Genomic DNA, 21,416 nt, shown 5'->3' with positions numbered 1-21,416 from the left:
TCAGTAATCTTCCTCTTGGTGCGCGTCTTTATCTTTGCGCAGAATATCAATCATCGCGATCATATCAATTGGCATCGGCGCACGCCATTCCATCAGCTCACCGGTAATCGGGTGCTCCAAACGCAGCATACGCGCATGCAGCGCCTGACGATCGAACGCACGAAGTGCCATGACCAATTCATCTGACGCATTGCGCGGTGGACGCGGACGGCCACCATAGATAATGTCACCCACCAGCGGGTGGTTCAGGTAGGCCATGTGCACACGAATCTGGTGCGTACGACCGGTCTCCAGACGCAGCACGATACGGGTATGCTCGCGGAAGTGCTCAGCCACACGAAAACGGGTGATCGCCGGCTTACCCAGTTCATTGACTGCCATGCAAGTACGCTTAGTCGGGTGACGACCAATTGGTTTTTCAACCGTGCCGCCGCCCGTCATCTTACCAATTGCAATAGCTTCATATTCACGGGTGATCTTGCGCTTTTGCAGTGCACGAACCAGACGGGTTTGCGCCTGAATTGTCTTCGCCACCACCATCAGACCGGTCGTGTCTTTATCCAGACGGTGAACGATACCGGCCCGAGGAACCTCTGTCAGCGTTGGACAATGGTGCAGCAAGGCGTTCAGTACCGTCCCGTCCGGCGTACCGGCACCCGGGTGAACCACGAAATCGCGCGGCTTATTGATCACCAGAATGTATTCGTCTTCATAGACAATGTTCAGCGGGATGTTCTGCGCAACCCAGCGCACTTCATCTTCAATCTCCGCTTTTACCAGCAGCTCCTCACCGCCCATCATTTTGGTACGTGGCTTGGTGATCACCTCTCCGTCGACCGATACCATACCATTAAGAATCCACTCTTTAATCCGTGAGCGGGAGTAATCTGGGAATAACTCAGCGATAACCTGGTCCAGACGAAGACCTAATTGGCTATCATTTACTGTATTTGTTAACTCTATCTGCTGTGCCATAGCGAACTTTTTTAAAAAGCGTGGGACTAAACGTCAAACGCTGCGTACAATAACCGATTAGTGTCATTGTATCTGTTAACGGCTCTGACCGTAATGGATCTATCGAAATAAAATTTTAAGCAAGGAAACTAACGCCGCAATGAAACGCCTGACTCTTACGACTCTTCTTGCCGTTGCCCTGCTTTCAGGCTGTTCAAGCACGGAAGAGGTGGTCCCGGACATTCCACCGGCAGAACTGTATGCCTCCGCTCAGAAAGCGCTACAAAACGGCAGCTGGACCACCGCCATCGAGCGGCTGGAGACACTGGATTCCCGTTACCCATTTGGGGCGTATTCCGAGCAAGTACAACTGGATTTGATCTACGCGTACTATAAAAACGATGACCTGGCACTGGGTGAAGCCACTATTGACCGCTTCAATCGCCTCAATCCTGCGCATGAAAAATCAGACTGGGTGCTGTATATGCGTGGCTTGACCAGCATGGCTCAGGATCGCAGCTTTATGCACGATCTTTTCAACATCGATCGTTTCGATCGTGATCCTGAACCGGCCCGCAAAGCATTCCGTGATTTTAAACGTCTGCTGGAACGTTACCCGAACAGCCGCTATGCCAATGATGCGAAAGCTCGCATGGTGTTCCTGAAAAACCGCCTGGCGGATTACGAACTGGCTGTCGCCGACTTTTATCTGCGTCGAGAAGCCTGGGTGGCAGCGGTTAATCGCTCACAGCTGATCCAGCGTGAATATGCTGATACCCAAGCCGCGCGTAAATCGATCGCTATCATGGAAAGCGCTTATAAAGAGCTGGGATTAGCGGCACCTCTTGAACACACTCAGAAGCTGAAAACGCTCAACCCGATTTAAAGACAAGCATTAAAAAAACAGCAGCCTTAAGGCTGCTGTTTTTTTATGTATTCTGTTGTTGTTTTGGCTCAGATGACCACTTGGTGATATTCAACCTTTTGTTAACGCTGCATAAAACAAGTGGTGAAAATTCACACTAGCCCGAAATATAAACCGAACTTGTCCCCTGAACAGCACTGGCCGCCAGTCAACACTATTCCTCCATACTGCCCTACCCATGTCAGGCTCGACAAGCACTTTCTGTGACTTTTTTTGCAACAAATAAAACCTGATCACAGAATCATTTCCATTCTTTTCTTAACAACACAAACGTGATCTATGTCACATTAATAGTTACTGGTTTTAGTAATCTGAAGTCAACCCAACGAAGGGTAGCAAAAGAAGGAAAGCTAATATGACAGTAGATATCACAGGCAAAAACCTTGAAATCACCCCTGCTATCCGTGAGCGCATTGAGTACAAATTCAAGAAGTTGGAGAAGTATCAGGTACCTTTTATCAGCAAACACGCAGTCATCAGCACCGAGCCAAACCGGCAGTTTAAAGTAGAAGCCTCTGCTGCCATTCCAGGAGGTCAACTCGTCGCCTCAGCAGAGCATGAAGACATGTACGGTGCCATTGCAGAAGTGTACCAGAAACTGGAAAGACAACTGAATAAACAAGCGCACAAGCCAACTTCTCGCCGTGCAAGTCACTGCGATAAACCTGAGCTGGAAGAACTCGAAGAAGAAACTGAATAATACCAGAGGATTTTTAGTCAAAGCCCCGCCCAGGCGGGGCTTTGACTTTCTGCTTGACAAGCCAACACCACCTGCATAATGTGGAACCATATCAGACACAAAATATTCAATATATTCCTATGACCGTCACTCAGCTGTTTTTCTTTCGTTTCTTTTTTACCTCACTTTAGTGGAGGCAATTCGTTACGCGAAAAAACAGCAAATGACGAACAGAAAGCCTCCTTCACCGGGGGCTTTTTTGTATGGGTTGCAGACAGGGAGCGACAATGACCGAGCCACAATATTCACTGGACGACATTCGACAAAATGTCACCCGTATCGACAACGAGCTTCTCAAACTTCTGGCTGAACGCCGCCAGCTCAGCCTTGAAGTGGCTAAAAGCAAAATTCAGACGGCGAAACCAGTCCGGGATCAGGAACGCGAGCAGGATTTGCTACTGCGCTTGATTGAGGTGGGCAAGTCCCACCAGCTGGATGCCCAGTACGTCACCCAGATTTTCCATACCATCATTGAAGACTCTGTACTGTTTCAACAAGCCTACCTGCAAAAACTGGCGAATCCTGACAGCCTACAACCTGTCGCTCGGGTTTCCTTCCTGGGAGCGAAAGGGTCCTACTCCAATCTGGCCAGCCGCAGCTATTTCAGTAAGAAGCAAACCAAGCTGGTAGAAATGAGTTGTTCGACCTTCCGTGATGTCGTCAGCTTGGTCGAAACCGGGCAGGCCGATTACGGCGTGCTGCCTATTGAGAACACCAGCTCCGGCTCAATCAATGAAGTGTACGACTTACTGCAGCACACCAGCCTGTCGATTGTAGGGGAAATCACCCTGCCGATTGAGCACTGTCTACTGACAGCAGTGGATACCCGCCTGGAAGACATTGACACCCTGTACTCACACCCTCAACCGCATCAGCAATGCAGTGAGTACCTGCACACTATGGGCAACATTACCCAGGAGTACTGCTCCAGCACCGCGGAAGCCATGATGAAAGTGGCCGAACTGAAACTGCCGAACGTGGCCGCCATTGGCAATGCCTCCAGTGGCGAGCTGTACGGGCTGACACCACTGAAAAGCGGCATTGCCAACCAGCAAGAGAACTTCACTCGCTTTATCGTGGTTGCCCGCAAACCCGTGGATGTTACTTCACTCATTCCGGCCAAAACCACGCTGATCATGTCCACTGCGCAACAAGCCGGTTCTTTGGTGGAATGTCTGCTGGTATTGCGTAACCTCAATATCAACATGACCAAGCTGGAATCCCGTCCGGTCATCGGCAACCCATGGGAAGAGATGTTCTATGTGGATGTCGAAGTGAACCTCAAATCGGAGGTGATGCAGCAGGCACTGGAAGAGCTGACCCGCCTGACCCGCTTCATCAAAGTGCTGGGCTGTTACCCGATCGAAAACGTCAAGCCAACTGAAGTTGAGATTGAAGGCTAAGCTGCCAACATCAGGAAGCAGAATGCGAAAACACAAAGCCCACGCATAGCGTGGGCTTTGTTTATCTAACCGTACAGCTCTTTGAGCGATACCATTATTTCCGGTGAGTAGAATCGTTCGCCTGTCTAAGTAATCCCTGGCTCTCGGTTAAAAAATGCTGGGCATAATCTCCAAACCAGCTTTCTACCTGGGCAAACGCCTGCGTAAAGGCCGCCTTATCCTGCCCCTCTAGAATCTCAATCGCTTCCCCAAAACGCTGATGGAAACGCTTGATCATCGCCAGGTTCTGCGGCGAGGACATGATAATGTCAGCGTACAGCTGGGCATCCTGCGCAAACAAACGGCCCACCATTGCCAGTTCCAGCCGGTAAATCGGCGAGCTGAGCGCCAGCAGCTGTTCCAGCTTGGGATCTTCTTCCGCCAGATGGACACCATACACAAACGACGTAAAGTGGCGCAGCGCCTGAATCAGGGTCATGCCTTCATCATGCTCAATCGCACTGATCCGGTTCAGGCTGGCGCCCCAGATCTGCATCTGCTCCAGTAGCCACTGGTAGCTTTCCGGATGACGACCATCGCAGTAAGCAACCACTTGCTTGGCAAGGCTGGCAATATCAGGGCCGAACATCGGGTGAAGCCCCACCACCGGCCCCTTATGTACTTCCAGCATCGCCTGCAGCGGCCCGCTTTTCACTGACGTCAGATCCGCCAGAATGCAGTCCTCCGGCAGGTTATCCAGCTTGGCAATAATTTGTTCCGTCAGATTAATCGGCACCGACACCACAACCATACCGGCATCCGCCAACATTTCATCGGCACGCTCCCAATCCTGACTGCCCAGTTTACGCACCTGGTAGCCCGACAGCTCGAACAGACGGCAGAACAGCCCGCCCAGCTGACCGTATCCACCGACAACGACAATCGGGCGCAACTCAGGATTCAGGCATTTGAAACCCGAATCATTTTCACTGGCATACGATTCACGCATGGTGCGGCGCAAGATATCTTCAATCAGATCGGGCGGCACCCCTTTGCTTTCCGCTTCCTGGCGGCGGGAAGCCAGCATCGCGGCTTCCCGATCTGGCGCATAAATTGGCAGACCATGCAGACTTTTCACATGGCCCACTTCTTCTACCAGTGACAGACGGCGAGCCAGCAGCTCGACCATCTGGCGATCAACGTCATCAATTTGATCTCGTAATTTACTCAGTTCAGCAACCATCTATGGCTCTCTGTAATCTCGGACATTATCGGACATTGCGTTGCTGCAAAAACGGCGTCAGCTCCTGATGGGCGTGACGAAGCAGTTCCTCCGTGCTGTCCCAGCTGATACATGCATCGGTGATCGATACGCCGTAAGCCATCTCATTGCGTGGCAGTTCCGCACTCTGATTCCCTTCATTCAGGTGGCTTTCCAGCATCAGACCGATAATCGATGAGTTCCCCTCCCGAATCTGATGGATCACATCTTCAGCCACCAGCGGCTGACGGCGGTAATCCTTACGGGAGTTAGCGTGGCTACAGTCTACCATCAGAGACGGTGAAAGACCTGACGCTTTCATCTCGTTTTCACACTCGTTGACCGATACTGAGTCATAGTTGGTTTGCTTACCGCCACGCAAAATAACGTGGCCATCCGGGTTGCCCTGAGTATTGAGCAACGCGACCTGACCATCCGGATTAATCCCCATGAAACGGTGGCCGGATGCGGCAGCTTGCATCGCGTTAATGGCAGTGGCAAGGCTGCCGTCTGTGCCGTTTTTAAACCCGACCGGCATCGACAGACCACTGGCCATTTCGCGGTGAGTTTGTGATTCAGTGGTTCGCGCGCCGATTGCAGCCCAGCTGAACAAATCGCCGATGTACTGCGGGCTGATTGGATCCAGCGCCTCAGTCGCCAGCGGGATCCCCATTTCAACCAGATCAATCAGTAACTGACGGGCAATGTGCAAACCTTCTTCTACCTCAAAGGAGCCGTCAAGATGAGGGTCATTGATCAGGCCTTTCCAGCCGACAGTCGTCCGCGGCTTTTCAAAATACACCCGCATCACGATGTACAGCTGATCACTTAACTCATCAGATAAACGCTTGAGCTGCACCGCATATTCTTTGGCGGCTTCAATATCATGAATGGAACATGGGCCGCACACTACCAGCAGTCGGTGATCACGTTTGTGAATGATGTCAGCAATGGTTTGTCGTGACTGACGAACAAACTCCAGTCCGGACTGACTCACGGGTAACTTTTCGCGCAACTCCCGAGGGGTGATCAATACTGATTCATTTTCAATATGGACATTGTTTAACTGATCTTTTTGCATAAGGGCTTCCCTGTAAATTTTTTAATACGATTTAGTTTGAGGTAGAACAGGAGCTGCCCTGTTACAACCCGACAATAACAGGGTTCCATTGTGGATTTCAACACCACGTAAAGAAAAAACACCACTTGTAAATTTAAATTTACATAGTGTATTTTTTGGTACTCAGATCAAAACCCAGTTACCATAATGGCAATACCGACTTGCCGTATTACCGCGATGGAACTGATTTTCTCCCTGTTACAACAACTCAGTGTTTACCTGGTGTTGGCTTACCTTCTTAGTAAGACACCGCTGTTCATGCCGCTTACCTCTATATCTGGCCGGCTGTCACAGCGCTTTACCTGTTATATTTTGTTCTCCCTCTTCTGTATTTTAGGCACTTACTTTGGTCTTCACATAAATGATGCCATTGCCAATACCCGCGCCATCGGTGCTGTGATGGGTGGCTTGATGGGCGGCCCGGTGGTCGGGCTGGCGGTGGGGCTGACCGGAGGGCTGCACCGCTACTCGCTTGGCGGCTTTACCGATCTGGCCTGTGCGATCTCCACCACGGCAGAAGGACTGATTGGCGGCCTGATGCACAGCTACTTTGTCCGTAGGGGACAGGCGGATCAGATTTTCCGGCCGATCGTGGTGTTTAGCATTACTCTGGTCGCCGAAGTGATCCAGATGCTGATCATCCTGGCCGTCGCCGAACCTTACGATAAAGCCCTGCAACTGGTGAGTGCGATCGCGCTGCCGATGGTCATTGCCAACTCGGTGGGCGCGGCGTTCTTTATGAGCATTATTCAGGATCGAAAAACCATTTATGAAAAGTATTCAGCCGCCTTTTCAAGCCGGGCCCTGAAAATTGCCCAGCGTTCGGTGGGAATCCTGAGCCAGGGGTTCGATGAGGAAAGCACCCGGAAGATTGCTGAAATCGTTTATGAAGAAACCGGCGTCGGAGCCGTTGCTATTACTGACCGGGATAAAATTCTGGCGTTCATCGGTATCGGGGATGATCACCACCTGCCTGGCACCCCGATCTCATCCGGCTATACCCGCCGGGCAATTGATAACTGCGAGCTGGTTTATGCCGACGGGTACGACATCCCCTACAGCTGCTCCCTGCATGATAAATGTAAGCTGGGCTCGGCCCTGGTGATCCCGCTGGTTGGCGGGAATCAGGAAGTCCTGGGCACCATCAAATTGTACGAACCCAAGCGCAAGCTGTTTTCGACCGTGAACCTGACACTCGGAGAAGGGATCGCCAAGCTGCTGTCCAACCAAATTCTGACCGGTCGTTTCAACCAGCAGCAAAACCTGCTGACTCAAGCGGAGTTACGGTTGCTGCAGGCTCAGGTGAACCCGCACTTTTTGTTTAACGCCCTCAATACCATCAACTCAGTGGTGCGCAGGGATCCAGACAAAGCCCGCCAACTGATTCAGCATCTGTCGCAGTTTTTCCGCCGCAACCTGAAGCAAAATATCGAAACCGTGACACTGAAGGAAGAGCTGGAACACGTCCATTCCTACCTGGAGATCGAGCTGGCGCGCTTTTCCGATAGGCTCAGTGTCGATGTCGATGTCGAACCTGAGCTGTTGAAATTACAAGTTCCAACCTTCACCCTGCAACCACTGGTGGAAAATGCGATCAAGCACGGCACCTCGTCCCTGCTCGAAAATGGTAAAATCACCATCAAAGGCCGGGTTGCCCATCGTCAGGTCATTCTGGAAGTGGAAGACAATGCCGGCAATTATGCGCCGATCGGCGAGGAAACCGGTCTCGGGATGAAAATTGTCGATAAACGACTGAAAAATATGTTCGGCAGTCAGTACGGCCTGACCATGACCTCTGAGCCACAACAATGGACCAGGGCAACCATCAGAATGCCCTTTGAGACTCAGAAATACAGTAAAAATAACGGAGAACACGCCGCATGATAAAGGCGCTCGTGATTGATGATGAACGCTACGCCCGTGAAGAATTAGTCGACCTGCTGGAAGAAACGGGTCAGGTTGAAGTCATCGGCGAATGCAGCAATGCCATTGAAGGCCTGAAGAAAATCAACAGTATGAAACCGGATGTGATTTTCCTGGATATCCAGATGCCACAGATTACCGGCATCGAGCTGCTCAGCATGCTGGATCCTGAAACCATGCCCAAAGTGGTGTTCGTAACAGCCTATGATGAATATGCCCTGAAGGCATTTGAGGACAATGCGTTTGACTACCTGCTCAAACCTGTGGAAACCGTGCGCCTGAACAAAACCATCAAACGCCTGAGCCGCGAGTGCCAACCAGCCGACTATTCACCGCTGGTCAGCGAAATGCTGGAGCTGATCCCCTGCAGTGGCCATAACCGGATTCTGCTGCTCAGCCCGGCGGAAATTGAAACAGCCTTTTCTGACCTGAGCGGGGTACACGTGGTAACCAAAGACACCAAAGCCACCACCCAACTCACCCTCAAGACCCTGGAAGAAAAGACACCGCTGATTCGCTGTCATCGCCAGTACCTGATCCACCCACAGGCCATTCGGGAAATCAAGCTGCTGGAAAACGGCCTAGCCGAAATCACCACGCTGAATCACTACCAGGTGCCAGTCAGTCGCCGGTATCTGAAAGAGCTCAAGGACCGCTTTGGGCTAAGCTAAGCCAGTCGGCCCGGTCAGAAATCGCCCGGGCCATCCACATGCATGCGCCGGTTGAATCCCTGCTGCCAGAAGCTCTGGTACAAACCGCCTTCAGCCTGGCGAAATGCGCAGATTCCCCAATCCGTTTTTCCTTCCAGTCCCAGTTGCTCCACCCGATCCAGACTGCAATACTTTTCGATCCCGACCTGATACCCTTCCTGGTACTGCGAATAATCAGGTTGTAAGTCTTTACTCACATTACTGACCTGCGCTTCCAGCGTTGGCGGAGAAATTGCCTTTTCTCCCCATTTGCCGTCATTAAATCCAAGCTGATACCAGTTTTCTGCCCGAATCAGCTCATCCTCTGTGACCACCGCTGCGCACCCTGCTGCCAGTCCTATTAGCCACGTCAGCAGCCCGGCAACAATGACGTGGTGCCTGACTGGCATCACTGCCTGCTGACCGCCACACTCCGGCGTACTTCCCTTAGCGCCCAGCCTTGTTTTGTTGTTCATCCTTCACCTCTGCCTGATTGCCCTGACCTACAATACGAAAAGCCAGACATTAATAGGCCAACACGGATCACACCGCCGCCGTGTCGGGGTCACAGTTTGATTATTTTCCCGGCCCACCATTCAGGCCGGTCTACGACCACTCAGGGGAAGGAAAAACCACTTAATCCGATTATTGACCACTCACCACGCCATACAACCACTGACCTGAATAGAAGGTGAATCTGGTCAGCGAAAGGTTAAGATGGCACCCATTGATAAAAGTTTTGCGACGATTGCTGAGGGTGTTAAAGCAAGGAACGCAAAGCAACCCTACTCACTCCAATAGAAATAGAGAGACAAGTTATGGTCTGGTTTCTGACGTGCGTTGCAGCACTGATTGGTGGCTACTTCATCTACGGTGCTTTCATTGAAAAAATTTTTGGCATCAATGAAAAACGTCAAACCCCTGCGTTTACCAAGCAGGACGGTGTTGACTACGTGCCAATGTCGAACAAAAAAGTATATCTGGTTCAGCTGCTGAACATTGCCGGTGTTGGCCCAATCTTCGGTCCAATTATGGGTGCGCTGTATGGTCCTGCGGCCATGCTGTGGATTGTTCTCGGCTGTATCTTTGCCGGCGCGGTGCACGATTACTTCTCTGGCATGCTGTCAGTGCGTAACGGCGGTGCATCCGTACCAACCATTACCGGTCGCTACCTGGGCAACGGCGCAAAACATTTCATGAACATTTTTGCAATTGTCCTGCTGCTGCTGGTTGGTGTGGTATTCGTTTCTGCCCCGGCGGGTATGATCACTAACCTGGTTAACGAGCAAACCAACATTGGTCTGTCGATGACAACCATGGTAGTGATTATCTTCGCTTACTACATCATCGCGACCATTGTTCCGGTTGATAAAATCATCGGTCGTTTCTACCCGCTGTTTGGTGCCCTGCTGATTTTCATGTCTGTTGGCCTGATCACGGCGATTGCTTTCTCAAGCGAGCACACGCTGCTGGGCGACTACGAAGTTAGCCAAATGCTGACTAACATGAACCCGAAAGACATGCCTCTGTGGCCTGCCCTGTTCATCACCATCGCCTGTGGTGCCATTTCCGGCTTCCACGCCACTCAGTCTCCGCTGATGGCACGTTGTATGGAAAACGAGAAGAACGGCCGCTTCGTGTTCTACGGCGCAATGATTGGTGAAGGTGTGATTGCCCTGATTTGGTGTGCGGTTGCCCTGTCTTTCTTCGGCTCTGTGGAAGGTCTGTCTGACGCTGTTGCTAACGGTGGCCCAGGTAACGTGGTTTACAGCTCTTCGGTCGGTCTGCTGGGTGTATTCGGTGGTATCATCGCCTTCCTGGGTGTGGTTATCCTGCCTATCACGTCAGGCGATACAGCGTTCCGTTCAAGCCGTCTGATTCTGGCTGAATACTTCAACATGGAGCAGAAATCACTGCGTAACCGCCTGCTGATGGCTGTACCACTGTTCGTTATCGGCGGCATCCTGACTCAGGTAGACTTCGGTGTGATTTGGCGCTACTTCGGCTTTGCCAACCAGACAACTGCGGTAATGATGCTGTGGACTGCGTCGGCTTACCTGCTGCGCCACAACAAACTGCACTGGATCACCACGATTCCTGCGATGTTCATGACCACAGTATGTATTACTTTCATCCTGAACAACGCACAGCTGGGCTTTGGCCTGCCAATGATGGTATCAACCATTGCCGGTATCGTGACAACCCTGGCTATTACTGGCTACGTCATTAAAATCTCGAAAGGCAAAGGGGATACCGAGCTGGCCGACGAAGATGGCGACGTCAACGCGAACGCTGAAACAGCTTAATCGCAACGCCTTGTATAACGAAACCAGCCTCCGGGCTGGTTTCTTTTTGTTTATCACCAGCCATACTCCAGCCCAGTTTCCCATCATTTACCACCATTCATTATTGTTTTCCCCTTTCAATCTCTCCCCGGCTTAGCCAAATCCTCTGGCTGATAAAGCCAAGAGCGATATACACATTGCTGTATATCGTACTTCTCTTGTGCCTTCTACTCTGAGTCTTAGAGCGGGCAGAGCTTTACCTTTTCAAACGATCGAACAGCATGTTCAACGACTGACGTTACTTCATAACCTTGTATCTTTAAAACGGTGCCATGAGGCTTTGTCATAAGAGCTTTGTCATAAAATTTATGTCATAAGAGCTAGGCCATGAGGGGGATGTCATAAAGGCCATATCCTTTATGGCAATGTCAGGGAAATAACCTCTCCGGTGCTCATATCATGTCGCCTTGCCCCCTGGTTTGCCGCAGGCTGACCCAAGGCGGTTATACAGTCGCCTGAACTCCTGAATGCTAATACACAATTGTCAGCGCTCTTCCGACGCTTGCGGCGAAGACAGACAAACCGAAAAGAAACATCACAAAGCAATAAATCGATAGGCAACGGCCAGCAACAGAAACGGGTAAACATTGGGAGGAACAAAGGCTGATGCGCTTTCAACACACACTCCGCCTCTAAGTTGCCGTGTTCAAGCCACAGACTGTCAACACGAGTGGTTTCGCTTTCGCCTGCTTGAGCATAACGGCTTTCCGTAACACTCTGGACGGTTTAACAGGCATAAAAAAAGCCCACCTTGCGGTGGGCTTTTTCATAAACGTCTTACGCCAGGCGTAATTATTTAGAAAGCTTCTCTTTGATACGAGCCGCTTTACCAGAACGCTCACGCAGGTAGTACAGTTTGGCACGACGTACTGCACCGCGACGTTTAACAGTAATGCTGTCAACGATTGGAGAGTGAGTTTGGAACGCACGCTCTACGCCTTCACCGTTAGAGATCTTACGAACAGTGAATGCAGAATGTAGACCACGGTTACGCTTAGCAATAACAACGCCTTCAAAAGCCTGAAGACGTGAGCGGTCACCTTCTTTAACCTTAACCTGAACAACAACAGTGTCACCTGGTGCGAACGTTGGCAGGTCTTGTTTCATTTGCTCTTGCTCAAGAGCTTTGATGATATTACTCATTGGTAAATACCCTAGAATAAACTGATACTAAATAAATTAATTGCTTGCTTTATGTTCACGGATAAACTCCGCCAGCAAGAATTCCTGATCGTCAGTCAGAGCTAGGTTTTCCAGGAGCTCTGGTCTTCTTAACCAAGTGCGGCCCAGCGATTGTTTCAACCGCCAGCGGCTAATGTCCTTGTGGTTGCCAGACAGCAAGACCTTAGGGACCTCCTGCCCGTCCAAAACCTCTGGACGCGTATAATGCGGGCAATCAAGCAGACCATTGGCAAAAGAATCTTCTTCTGCCGACGCAAAGTCACCCAGTACACCCGGAACAAACCGAACGACCGCATCAACCAGCGTCATGGCCGGCAATTCACCGCCCGTCAGCACAAAATCCCCGATAGACCATTCTTCGTCTACCTCTTGTTGGATAATGCGCTCATCAACCCCTTCATAGCGACCACAGATGAGAATCAGGTTCTCGTTCTGTGCCAGCTCCTCAACACCCGCTTGATCAAGCTTACGGCCCTGAGGCGAGAGATAAATGACTTTAGCCTGACCTTCCACAGACGCTTTGGCAGCATGAATGGCATCGCGCAAAGGCTGTACCATCATCAACATACCCGGTCCGCCACCGTATGGTCGATCATCAACCGTACGATGTTTGTCGTGCGTAAAATCACGAGGATTCCACGTTTCTACCGACAAAAGGCCTTTTTTTACCGCCTGGCCTGTCACCCCAAAATTGGTAATGGCGTTAAACATGTCAGGAAACAGGCTTATAATGCCTACCTTCATTTGTCTACCTATTACCGGGGATTAAAATCCAGGATCCCAGTCAACTTCGATCCGCTGAGCAGAGCGATCAATCGACTTGATAACCTGCTCATCGAGGAACGGGATTAAACGTTCCTTCTGGCCAAAAGCATCCTTAAGATTAGCTTTTACCACCAGCACGTCGTTAGAGCCTGTTTCCAGAATGTCAGTGACTTTACCCAGGTCGTAACCTTCAGTTGTCACCACCGTCATTCCGTACAGTTCGCGCCAGTAGAATTCGTCATCTGACAGGGCTGGTAGTTGTTCAGCCATGACAGCGACTTCCGCGTTTGTGTATTTCTGAGCGTCCTCGCGGACGTTCAAGCCTTCCAACTTCGCGACTAACCCTTGCCCATGGCGTTTCCATGATTCAACATGGAACGCTTTCCACTCGCCTTTGACTTTAATTAGCCAAGGCTGATAGGCAAAAATACTTTCAGCGTCCTCGGTATAAGAAAAAACTTTGAGCCAGCCCTTGATACCGTATGACGAACCGAGTTTGCCAACGACGACATGGTCTTGATTACTCATAGCTTCTCTATTACCTGACATGCCAATTAAGCCGCTTTAGCAGCGTCTTTGATTAGCTTAGCTGCACGGTCAGACACAGTTGCGCCTTGACCTACCCAGTGATTAACACGGTCTAGGTCCAGACGTAGACGCTCTTCCTGACCCTTAGCTAGCGGGTTGAAGAAACCAACTTTTTCGATGTTACGACCGTCGCGTGAAGCGCGAGCATCAGCAACAACGATGTGATAAAATGGACGCTTTTTCGCGCCGTGACGTGCCAAACGAATGGTTACCATATCGTCCTCTTTGCATTACTGTAAATTAAATTGGCCCCGCCAAAATAACGGGGCCCGTGCCAAATTAAGCTCGGGAATTTTACTCTTAAAACTGACGAATGCAACCGCTTTAGCTAATTTTTCACCAGTAATAAGCCTTTCCCGCCACTTAGCCCGCCGGAGAACCCCCGGCGAGACAGAAGAAACCGCGATTAACGGCCGAACATACCGCCGCCAGGCATCATGCCTTTCATGTTGCGCATCATGTTCTTCATGCCGCCTTTCTGCATTTTCTTCATCATTTTCTGCATTTGGGTGAACTGCTTAAGCAGACGGTTTACATCCTGTACCTGAGTACCGGACCCCATAGCAATACGCTTTTTGCGCGAACCTTTGATGATTTCCGGACGCTCGCGTTCTGCCGCCGTCATGGAATTAATAATAGCTTCCATCTGCACGAAGATTTTATCGTCGACCTGATTCTTCACGTCGTCCGACAGCTGTGACATGCCCGGCAGTTTGTCCAGCATGCCCATCATACCGCCCATATTTTTCATCTGTTGCAGCTGGCCGCGGAAGTCTTCCAGGTCAAAGCCTTTCTTATCTTTAAACTTCTGCGCCAGTTTTTCCGCTTTCTCTTTGTCGACGTTGCGCTCAAGATCTTCGATCAGCGACAGGACGTCACCCATGCCGAGAATACGGGATGCCACACGGTCCGGGTGGAACGGTTCCAGCGCATCAGTTTTTTCACCAACACCCAGGAATTTAATTGGCTTACCAGTAATATGACGAACAGACAGTGCCGCACCACCTCGGGCATCACCATCTACTTTGGTCAGGATCACACCGGTCAGCGGCAGCGCTTCATCGAAAGCTTTCGCGGTATTCGCCGCATCCTGACCGGTCATGGCATCGACCACAAACAAGGTTTCGACCGGATCAATCGCTTTATGGACGTCTTTAATTTCGTCCATCATCTCATTGTCGACGTGCAGGCGACCTGCGGTATCGACAATCAGTACGTCGTAGAATTTACGCTGCGCATGGGCCAGCGCATCTTTAGCAATGTTAACCGGCTTCTGATCCGCTGTTGACGGGAAGAAATCCACGCCCAGATCGCTGGCCAGGGTTTCCAGCTGCTTGATCGCCGCAGGGCGGTAAACGTCCGCCGACACCACCAGCACTTTTTTCTTCTTGCGCTCTTTCAGCAGCTTACTCAGTTTACCGACACTGGTCGTTTTACCGGCACCCTGCAGACCAGCCATCAGAATAACAGCTGGCGGCTGGCTGGCCAGGTTCAGGTCTTCATTCGACTCGCCCATAACGGCTTCAAGTTCAGCCTGAACGATCTTAATGAACTCCTGCCCCGGAGTCAGACTTTTAGAAACTTCAGTGCCAACAGCGCGCTCTTTAACACGCTTGACGAATTCACGAACGACGGGAAGCGCAACATCCGCCTCAAGTAACGCCATACGTACTTCACGCAGCGTATCCTTGATGTTGTCGTCCGTCAGGCGGCCACGACCGCTGACATTCTTAAGCGTTCTTGATAAACGCTCCGTTAAATTTTCGAACATGTGCTACTCGCTCGTTACGCAACTAATCGATAAAAACTGTCAGATTTGGCTAGTATACCGCAATCCTTAGTCTGCTTTCATGCCCTCACCATGACTTTCACTGTGACCTGACCTGACAAAACCGTTGTCAGCAGTCACTGAAACCGGGGTTTGGCATAGCAGCGAGCCTAGTTGCAGGGTATAATTGCCTGTTCTTACCATCTTAATTTGTTAAGTTTGCTATGGATATGTTGATCGCATTGATGGCTGCTTGCCTGTATTTTCTCGCTCTGGGACTGGTTATTCCCGGGCTGACCAACAGTAATGGCATCAAAACCAAGCCGGTATTTTTTGCCGCGCTGGCTGCCATTGTGCTGCATATCCTGTTACTGAAGGACTTAATCCTTGGCGGTACCGGGCAAAACCTGAGTATTCTCAACGTCGCATCACTTATCAGCTTGCTGATTGCGGCGATAACCACAGGTGCGATGCTGCGGATGCGGGTCTGGTTCCTGTTGCCCGTAGTTTACAGCTTTGCCGCCATAAACTTATCTGCGGCAACCTTGCTGTCTGGTGCATTTATTACGCACCTTGAGGCACACCCTCAGGTATTGCTGCATATATCGCTGGCTCTGTTTTCCTATTCGACGTTGATGATCGCCACGCTCTATGCCATTCAGCTAGCCTGGCTGGATCACAAACTAAAGCATAAGAAAAGCCTGCTGATAAACCCTAACATTCCTCCATTAATGATGGTGGAACGTCAGCTTTTCAAGATAATTCTGGTCGGAAACTCTCTGTTAACCCTAACTCTGATCACCGGTTTCATCTTTATTGATGATATGCTGGCTCAGGGAAAAACCCATAAGGCCGTGCTTTCTTTCATGGCCTGGTGTGTGTACAGCGTCCTGCTGTGGGGACACTATCAGAAGGGCTGGCGAGGTCGTCGGGTCATCTGGTTCAGCCTGGTCGGCGCTTTCCTGCTGACACTGGCTTACTTTGGCAGTCGCTTTGTCAAAGAAATCATTATTGGTGCGTAATTAGGTTGCCCATTTCATTGACACCCAGCCACTCTGGGTACAAAGTTCAAGTAACCGGAACATGAAGGAAAGAGCTTTTTGGACGATATATCTACGGGGATTTTATTCTCCCTCCTGATATTACTTCTCGTCATTTCGGGATATTTCTCCGGTTCAGAAACCGGCATGATGGCCCTCAACCGATATAAGTTGAGACACCTCGCCAACCAGGGACACCGGGGGGCAAAACGGGTCGAAAAATTACTTTCGCGCCCCGACCGCCTGATCGGCCTGATTCTTATCGGCAACAACCTGGTCAATATTCTCGCTTCTGCTATCGCAACCATCCTCGGGATGCGCCTCTATGGTGATATGGGGGTCGCAATCGCCACCGGTGCCCTGACCTTGGTAGTTCTGGTATTTTCCGAGGTTACGCCGAAAACCTTGGCTGCCCTGTACCCTGAAAGGGTGTCCTACACCAGCAGCGTCCTGCTGCAAATCCTGATGAAGCTGCTCTACCCGCTGGTCTGGTTTGTCAACGGCATTACCAACGGATTCCTGCTATTGCTCGGCCTGAAAGTCGATAACGTACACGACGGCAAACTGAGTTCCGACGAACTCCGTACCGTTGTGAACGAGGCGGGTGGGCTGATCCCTCGACGCCACCAGGACATGCTGCTGTCGATTCTGGATTTGGAAAACGTCACCGTTGAGGATCTGATGGTACCGCGCAACGAGATTGCCGGTATCAACGTCAACGACGACTGGAAGTCGATTGTCCGCCAGCTCAGCCACTCAGCGCACGGCCGAATCGTGTTGTACCGCGACAACATTGATGAAGTCGTCGGAATGCTGCGGGTGCGGGAAGCATACCGCCTGATGATGGACAAAAATGACTTCAGTAAAGAAAACCTGCTGCGCGCGGCCGACGAAGTGTACTTTATCCCGGAGGGGACACCACTCAATGTCCAGCTGCTCAAGTTCCAGCGCAACAAGCAGCGTATTGGCCTGATTGTCGATGAATACGGTGATATTCAGGGTCTCATCACACTGGAAGATATTCTGGAAGAGATCGTCGGTGAGTTCACCACTTCGATCAGCCCGACGCTGGCAGAAGAGATCACCCCGCAGAACGACGGCAGCCTGCTGATTGAAGGCAGCGCCAACATCCGCGATCTGAACAAGAGCCTGAACTGGGTCTTGCCGACTGACGGCCCTCGCACGCTGAACGGCCTGATTCTGGAGCATCTGGAAGACATTCCGGAAAACCGGGTCAGCATTCGGGTAGCCGGATATAAGATGGAAATCATGGAGATCTCAGACAACATGATTAAGCTGGTGCGGGTTCTGCCCAGCCGGCTGAAAAAGACCGGCTGATCGGCATGATTCAGACGAGCGGTTGTGCTGAACATGCCTATTCCGCTGTCGTCGAGTCCACTGTCACCAAAGCGACATGCGCCACAATAATCGCGGCACCAGGTGCGCAACTGTCACCAACCTTAAGCCTCGACTAACAGTTACAAACGGGACTGGCCATCGCCAATGACCGGCCCTAAACGAAAAAGCCGACACTGCAATCAAAGCAATGTCGGCTTTTTTGATGTCGGCGGATTGTACAGGCAGCCAACTTAACGGCTGCAGCATTCGCTGGGATTATTTCACACTCAGATCTTTCAGCATCGACTCCGGCAACGCCAGCTCGTCGTTTTTATTCACCGCAATGCCCTGCTCAAGAATATGCTTGGCAATTGCCTGCGCTTCTTCCAAGGAGTGCATACTGTATGTCCCGCACTGGTACTCATTAAGTTCCGGAATTTTATCCTGCGATTCGACCTTGATTACATCAGCCATGGCGTCTTGCCAACTTTGTGCGACCTGCGCTTCAGTTGGCGTGCCAATCAGGCTCATGTAAAAACCGGTCCGGCACCCCATCGGCGATATGTCGATGATCTCCACCTGATTGGAATTGAGGTGGTTGCGCATAAAGCCGGCAAACAGGTGCTCTAGGGTATGAATACCACGCTCGCTGAGGATTTCGGCATTCGGGCGGCAGAAACGCAGGTCGAACACCGTAATGGTATCGCCTTTTGGCGTCTGCATAGTTTTCGCGACCCGCACCGCCGGTGCATGCATACGGGTATGATCTACGGTAAAGCTATCTAACAGTGGCATGTTTCCTTACTCCTTGGTCAGACTCCCGACAGGCAGAAGGTAATCCCTCCACTCACAGTCGGAAGCACATACGTACATAAACCTTATATAGCCCCTGCTTATCCTGCAACCAGCTTGGTGAGCACGGGGCCACAGCTAGAACGGCCACCAGCTGCGGTTATCTTCCAGCTCCTGCCGGCACTGCTTCAGTTGCCAGCCATAATTTTTGGCTTGCTGATCAACCTTGCGCGACACTTTCAGCAGCGTCGGTTTCGCTTTATAGGTACCGCGACGATAGCCTCCCCGGCCGTCGTGATACGCCAGATACTGGCGATAGGCATCCCATTTCGAGATTCCGAGCTGACGCTGAGTTTCATGGGTGTACCACCCGACAAACATCAGTGAGTCTGCAAAATCGCTGCGCGAGCCGCCGTTCCCGGTTGCCTTTTTATAGTCATCCCAGGCCGGATCCTGCGCCTGAGCATAACCATAGGCACTGCTTACCCTGCCCCAGGGAATAAACCCCAGCACATAGTCTTTGGGCGGGCGGGCATCGTGACGAAAGCTGCTTTCCTGTTTGACGATGGCCATGGCCACCTGAATCGGTGTCCCCCATTCCTTTTCCATATCCACCGCCGCTTCGTACCAGCTGGGGTGTTCACGAAAAATATTGCACAGGTTAGTTTGATCTTTGGGAGGGGGGTCGCACAACCGGCGAGCAAAGCACCTGCGGCTAACATCCCGAGCAGACGGGAAAGACGTCGCTTTTTTCCGGAAGCCATGGAACTCTTCACCATCCTTATGGTCTTAAAGAATGACTGGCAGCGATTATGCGCTGCCATCATCCCTGCGAAATGACTTATGGGGCAGCATGGTAGCTGCCCTTTTTTTATTTCTCTTTTACGTTACCGGATATCCGCAAAATAGCTATCCAGGAAAGAATCAAAGCTCATCGTGTCAGCGGCTTCGATTGCCTGCTGGCGAGCCACCGATTCACGGGCTTCCTGCTCAAACTCCTGCTCCTGATAGAATAGGTAGTCCTGCGTTTGCAATGCCGAGGTGTGCTGCTCGGCCAGTGCCCGCCCGGTTTTGCCGATCCCCTGCTGTTCACGGATCTGGTTAAGTAGCTGCGCTGACAAGGTCAATGACGGATCGTCAATCCAGGTTTGTAGCTTGCTCAACGTATCCCGGTAATCACTGGTGCCAGAGGCGTTATCCATCGCGTCAGCGACCTGAGCCAGCTCAGCAAACACTCGGTTACCCCACTGCTGCACTGTCAGGCGTTCACCGTCACAGCCAATCTTAAGCAGCAGCTCCGGGTTACGGCCATCCAGTACCACGCGGTTCCAGTTGTCGCGCCAGCAAGCCAGTTCTGATTCATCCATCGGTGCCGAGTCGCTGAGCACAGCCCAGGTCAGGAAGAGATCCAGGAACCGGATTTGCTCCGCCGTCACCCCTACCGGGCTGAACGGGTTCACATCCAGCGAGCGTACTTCAATATATTCCACGCCACCACGCTCCAGCGCTTCCGACGGTTTTTCACCGCTGCGGGTCACACGCTTGGCACGGATCGGTGCATACAGCTCGTTTTCAATCTGCAGGACATTGGCATTCAGCTGACGATATTCGCCGTCTACTTTCACCCCAATTGCGGCAAACTCTTCAGACGGCGTACGGATAGCACGACGTACGCCATCCAGGTATTCCGACAGGCTGTTAAAGCCGATTTTCAGCGAGCTTTGGGCATGGTTGGTGTAGCCCAGATCACTCAGGCGCAATGCCGTAGCATTCGGCAGGAAATAGGTTCCGCAACCGACTTGCTCAAAGTTCAGCGGTGACGCCGATTTATCCAGGAACGATCCGCACAGTGCCGGAGAGGCACCAAACAGATAAGGGATCAGCCAGCCGAAACGGTAGTAATTTCGGATCAGACCGAAATAGGCGTCCGACACAGCGGCCTGACGGGCTTCTTCGGACTGCTCACCAAACAACTGGTCCCAGAATGCATTTGGGAAAGAGAAGTTGAAGTGAACGCCGGAAATCACCTGCATCACGCTGCCGTAACGGTGCTTCAGACCTTCACGGTACAGGGTTTTCATACGGCCGGTGTTTGAACTGCCGTACTGCGCCAGGTTGATTTCATCTTCCGAGCCAACGAAACACGGCATCGACATCGGCCACAGGCTTTCATCACCCAGTTTGGTGTAAGTAAACCGATGGATATCACTCAGTTGCGCCAGCAATTGCTCGACATCATGCGATACCGGGGTAATAAACTCCAGCAGCGGCTCAGCAAAGTCAGTGGTCACCCACTTATTGGTCAGCGCCGAACCCAACCCGGCAGGGTGCGGCTTGGCCGACAACTGCCCCTGAGGCGTAATACGCAGCGCTTCACGTTCTAGGCCACGTCCCATTTGGGTCAGGGCATCGGGATTCGCAGCAATTTGCTGCAACCTTTGTGAAAAATCCATCAAGGTGCTTCTCAATTTGTAACAACTTAGTCCGGTAGGGTAAACATAATTGTTTGCGATTACCACGATTATTGCACTGAAAAAAACGCAGATTACAGGATCACGCGCCGCCGTCAGTGACAAAAAAGCCGGCATCGTCTGCCGGCTTTTTT

19 protein-coding genes, 1 pseudogene and 1 other annotated feature are annotated in these 21,416 nt (G+C 51.4%); of the genes and pseudogenes, 8 read left to right on the top strand and 12 right to left on the bottom strand.

The window, feature by feature from the left end; translation table 11 throughout:
- Window positions 1-975 carry a 23S rRNA pseudouridine(1911/1915/1917) synthase RluD gene (gene rluD / locus FH974_RS02830; RefSeq protein ID WP_207103482.1) on the bottom strand — a complete coding sequence of 325 codons (975 nt, stop codon included), beginning with the start codon at window positions 973-975 and terminating at the stop codon, window positions 1-3.
- A gap of 139 nt (window positions 976-1,114) precedes the next feature.
- Here rluD and bamD point away from each other — a divergent pair, with 139 nt between their 5' ends.
- From bamD to pheA, 3 genes are all read left to right on the top strand, one after another.
- A complete protein-coding gene (gene bamD, locus FH974_RS02825; protein ID WP_207103481.1) occupies window positions 1,115-1,840 on the top strand; it encodes an outer membrane protein assembly factor BamD in 726 nt (241 codons plus the stop codon).
- 394 nt (window positions 1,841-2,234) lie between these two features.
- Complete coding sequence (gene hpf / locus FH974_RS02820; RefSeq protein ID WP_047886897.1) at window positions 2,235-2,579, top strand: ribosome hibernation-promoting factor, HPF/YfiA family; 345 nt, start codon at window positions 2,235-2,237, stop codon at window positions 2,577-2,579.
- Between the two features lie 121 nt (window positions 2,580-2,700).
- Window positions 2,701-2,822: a sequence feature (Phe leader region), on the top strand.
- A gap of 23 nt (window positions 2,823-2,845) precedes the next feature.
- Window positions 2,846-4,021 (top strand): prephenate dehydratase, encoded by a 1,176-nt coding sequence (gene pheA, locus FH974_RS02815; protein WP_047886896.1) that lies wholly within the window; start codon window positions 2,846-2,848, stop codon window positions 4,019-4,021.
- A 94-nt stretch (window positions 4,022-4,115) separates the two neighbouring features.
- On the opposite strand, the gene tyrA is transcribed toward pheA, so the two are convergent.
- Both tyrA and FH974_RS02805 read right to left on the bottom strand, forming a co-directional pair.
- Window positions 4,116-5,243: a bifunctional chorismate mutase/prephenate dehydrogenase gene (tyrA, locus tag FH974_RS02810; protein WP_047886895.1), complete on the bottom strand. Its 1,128-nt coding sequence runs from the start codon at window positions 5,241-5,243 to the stop codon at window positions 4,116-4,118.
- Window positions 5,244-5,268: 25 nt separating this feature from the next.
- Window positions 5,269-6,342 (bottom strand): 3-deoxy-7-phosphoheptulonate synthase, encoded by a 1,074-nt coding sequence (locus tag FH974_RS02805; RefSeq protein ID WP_047886894.1) that lies wholly within the window; start codon window positions 6,340-6,342, stop codon window positions 5,269-5,271.
- Window positions 6,343-6,558: 216 nt separating this feature from the next.
- On the opposite strand from FH974_RS02805, the gene FH974_RS02800 reads away from it, so the two are divergent.
- Entirely contained in the window at window positions 6,559-8,265 is a 1,707-nt protein-coding gene (locus FH974_RS02800; protein WP_047886893.1) for a sensor histidine kinase, read from the top strand.
- Window positions 8,262-8,975, top strand: coding sequence for a two-component system response regulator BtsR (gene btsR, locus FH974_RS02795; protein WP_207103480.1), 714 nt, complete (start codon window positions 8,262-8,264; stop codon window positions 8,973-8,975). The genes FH974_RS02800 and btsR overlap by 4 nt, the downstream gene beginning before the upstream one ends.
- 14 nt (window positions 8,976-8,989) lie before the next feature.
- On the opposite strand, the gene FH974_RS02790 is transcribed toward btsR, so the two are convergent.
- Window positions 8,990-9,469, bottom strand: a complete 480-nt coding sequence (locus FH974_RS02790; protein WP_053061922.1) for a DUF2799 domain-containing protein — start codon at window positions 9,467-9,469, stop codon at window positions 8,990-8,992.
- Between the two features lie 342 nt (window positions 9,470-9,811).
- Here FH974_RS02790 and FH974_RS02785 point away from each other — a divergent pair, with 342 nt between their 5' ends.
- The gene (locus tag FH974_RS02785) at window positions 9,812-11,299 is read left to right on the top strand and encodes a carbon starvation CstA family protein (RefSeq protein WP_047886891.1); all 1,488 of its coding nucleotides are present in this window, start codon (window positions 9,812-9,814) and stop codon (window positions 11,297-11,299) included.
- Window positions 11,300-12,130: 831 nt separating this feature from the next.
- Here FH974_RS02785 and rplS read toward each other — a convergent pair.
- From rplS to ffh, 5 genes are all read right to left on the bottom strand, one after another.
- Window positions 12,131-12,481: a 50S ribosomal protein L19 gene (gene rplS, locus FH974_RS02780; RefSeq protein WP_047886890.1), complete on the bottom strand. Its 351-nt coding sequence runs from the start codon at window positions 12,479-12,481 to the stop codon at window positions 12,131-12,133.
- Window positions 12,482-12,517: 36 nt separating this feature from the next.
- The gene (trmD, locus tag FH974_RS02775) at window positions 12,518-13,264 is read right to left on the bottom strand and encodes a tRNA (guanosine(37)-N1)-methyltransferase TrmD (RefSeq protein WP_047886889.1); all 747 of its coding nucleotides are present in this window, start codon (window positions 13,262-13,264) and stop codon (window positions 12,518-12,520) included.
- A gap of 21 nt (window positions 13,265-13,285) precedes the next feature.
- Complete coding sequence (gene rimM, locus FH974_RS02770) at window positions 13,286-13,813, bottom strand: ribosome maturation factor RimM (protein ID WP_047886888.1); 528 nt, start codon at window positions 13,811-13,813, stop codon at window positions 13,286-13,288.
- 26 nt (window positions 13,814-13,839) lie between these two features.
- A complete protein-coding gene (gene rpsP, locus FH974_RS02765; protein WP_047886887.1) occupies window positions 13,840-14,088 on the bottom strand; it encodes a 30S ribosomal protein S16 in 249 nt (82 codons plus the stop codon).
- 191 nt (window positions 14,089-14,279) lie between these two features.
- Entirely contained in the window at window positions 14,280-15,644 is a 1,365-nt protein-coding gene (gene ffh / locus FH974_RS02760; protein ID WP_047886886.1) for a signal recognition particle protein, read from the bottom strand.
- Window positions 15,645-15,865: 221 nt separating this feature from the next.
- On the opposite strand from ffh, the gene FH974_RS02755 reads away from it, so the two are divergent.
- Both FH974_RS02755 and FH974_RS02750 read left to right on the top strand, forming a co-directional pair.
- The gene (locus FH974_RS02755; RefSeq protein ID WP_047886885.1) at window positions 15,866-16,663 is read left to right on the top strand and encodes a cytochrome C assembly family protein; all 798 of its coding nucleotides are present in this window, start codon (window positions 15,866-15,868) and stop codon (window positions 16,661-16,663) included.
- A gap of 78 nt (window positions 16,664-16,741) precedes the next feature.
- On the top strand, window positions 16,742-18,019 hold the full coding sequence (locus FH974_RS02750) for an HlyC/CorC family transporter (protein WP_047886884.1): 1,278 nt from the start codon (window positions 16,742-16,744) through the stop codon (window positions 18,017-18,019).
- Window positions 18,020-18,295: 276 nt separating this feature from the next.
- On the opposite strand, the gene luxS is transcribed toward FH974_RS02750, so the two are convergent.
- The 3 genes and pseudogenes from luxS to gshA all read right to left on the bottom strand — a co-directional run bounded on the left by luxS (window position 18,296) and on the right by gshA (window position 21,264).
- Complete coding sequence (gene luxS / locus FH974_RS02745; RefSeq protein ID WP_047886883.1) at window positions 18,296-18,814, bottom strand: S-ribosylhomocysteine lyase; 519 nt, start codon at window positions 18,812-18,814, stop codon at window positions 18,296-18,298.
- Between the two features lie 135 nt (window positions 18,815-18,949).
- A pseudogene (locus tag FH974_RS02740) lies at window positions 18,950-19,533 on the bottom strand (transglycosylase SLT domain-containing protein).
- 165 nt (window positions 19,534-19,698) lie between these two features.
- Entirely contained in the window at window positions 19,699-21,264 is a 1,566-nt protein-coding gene (gene gshA, locus FH974_RS02735; protein ID WP_047886881.1) for a glutamate--cysteine ligase, read from the bottom strand.
- Window positions 21,265-21,416 lie beyond the last annotated feature (152 nt).

Origin of the sequence: Photobacterium ganghwense, assembly GCF_017329545.1 — a bacterium.
Classification (GTDB): domain Bacteria; phylum Pseudomonadota; class Gammaproteobacteria; order Enterobacterales; family Vibrionaceae; genus Photobacterium; species Photobacterium ganghwense.
Note: the sequence above shows the minus strand (reverse complement) of the source record. Positions and strands in the feature narration are given on the sequence as shown.

Excerpts from the sequence above, each read along its gene's own strand:
- rluD (WP_207103482.1), bottom strand. The coding sequence starts at position 975 with ATGGCACAGCAGATAGAGTTAACAAATACAGTAAATGATAGCCAATTA.
- bamD (WP_207103481.1), top strand. The coding sequence starts at position 1,115 with ATGAAACGCCTGACTCTTACGACTCTTCTTGCCGTTGCCCTGCTTTCA.
- hpf (WP_047886897.1), top strand. The coding sequence starts at position 2,235 with ATGACAGTAGATATCACAGGCAAAAACCTTGAAATCACCCCTGCTATC.
- pheA (WP_047886896.1), top strand. The coding sequence starts at position 2,846 with ATGACCGAGCCACAATATTCACTGGACGACATTCGACAAAATGTCACC.
- tyrA (WP_047886895.1), bottom strand. The coding sequence starts at position 5,243 with ATGGTTGCTGAACTGAGTAAATTACGAGATCAAATTGATGACGTTGAT.
- FH974_RS02805 (WP_047886894.1), bottom strand. The coding sequence starts at position 6,342 with ATGCAAAAAGATCAGTTAAACAATGTCCATATTGAAAATGAATCAGTA.
- FH974_RS02800 (WP_047886893.1), top strand. The coding sequence starts at position 6,559 with ATGGAACTGATTTTCTCCCTGTTACAACAACTCAGTGTTTACCTGGTG.
- btsR (WP_207103480.1), top strand. The coding sequence starts at position 8,262 with ATGATAAAGGCGCTCGTGATTGATGATGAACGCTACGCCCGTGAAGAA.
- FH974_RS02790 (WP_053061922.1), bottom strand. The coding sequence starts at position 9,469 with ATGAACAACAAAACAAGGCTGGGCGCTAAGGGAAGTACGCCGGAGTGT.
- FH974_RS02785 (WP_047886891.1), top strand. The coding sequence starts at position 9,812 with ATGGTCTGGTTTCTGACGTGCGTTGCAGCACTGATTGGTGGCTACTTC.
- rplS (WP_047886890.1), bottom strand. The coding sequence starts at position 12,481 with ATGAGTAATATCATCAAAGCTCTTGAGCAAGAGCAAATGAAACAAGAC.
- trmD (WP_047886889.1), bottom strand. The coding sequence starts at position 13,264 with ATGAAGGTAGGCATTATAAGCCTGTTTCCTGACATGTTTAACGCCATT.
- rimM (WP_047886888.1), bottom strand. The coding sequence starts at position 13,813 with ATGAGTAATCAAGACCATGTCGTCGTTGGCAAACTCGGTTCGTCATAC.
- rpsP (WP_047886887.1), bottom strand. The coding sequence starts at position 14,088 with ATGGTAACCATTCGTTTGGCACGTCACGGCGCGAAAAAGCGTCCATTT.
- ffh (WP_047886886.1), bottom strand. The coding sequence starts at position 15,644 with ATGTTCGAAAATTTAACGGAGCGTTTATCAAGAACGCTTAAGAATGTC.
- FH974_RS02755 (WP_047886885.1), top strand. The coding sequence starts at position 15,866 with ATGGATATGTTGATCGCATTGATGGCTGCTTGCCTGTATTTTCTCGCT.
- luxS (WP_047886883.1), bottom strand. The coding sequence starts at position 18,814 with ATGCCACTGTTAGATAGCTTTACCGTAGATCATACCCGTATGCATGCA.
- gshA (WP_047886881.1), bottom strand. The coding sequence starts at position 21,264 with ATGGATTTTTCACAAAGGTTGCAGCAAATTGCTGCGAATCCCGATGCC.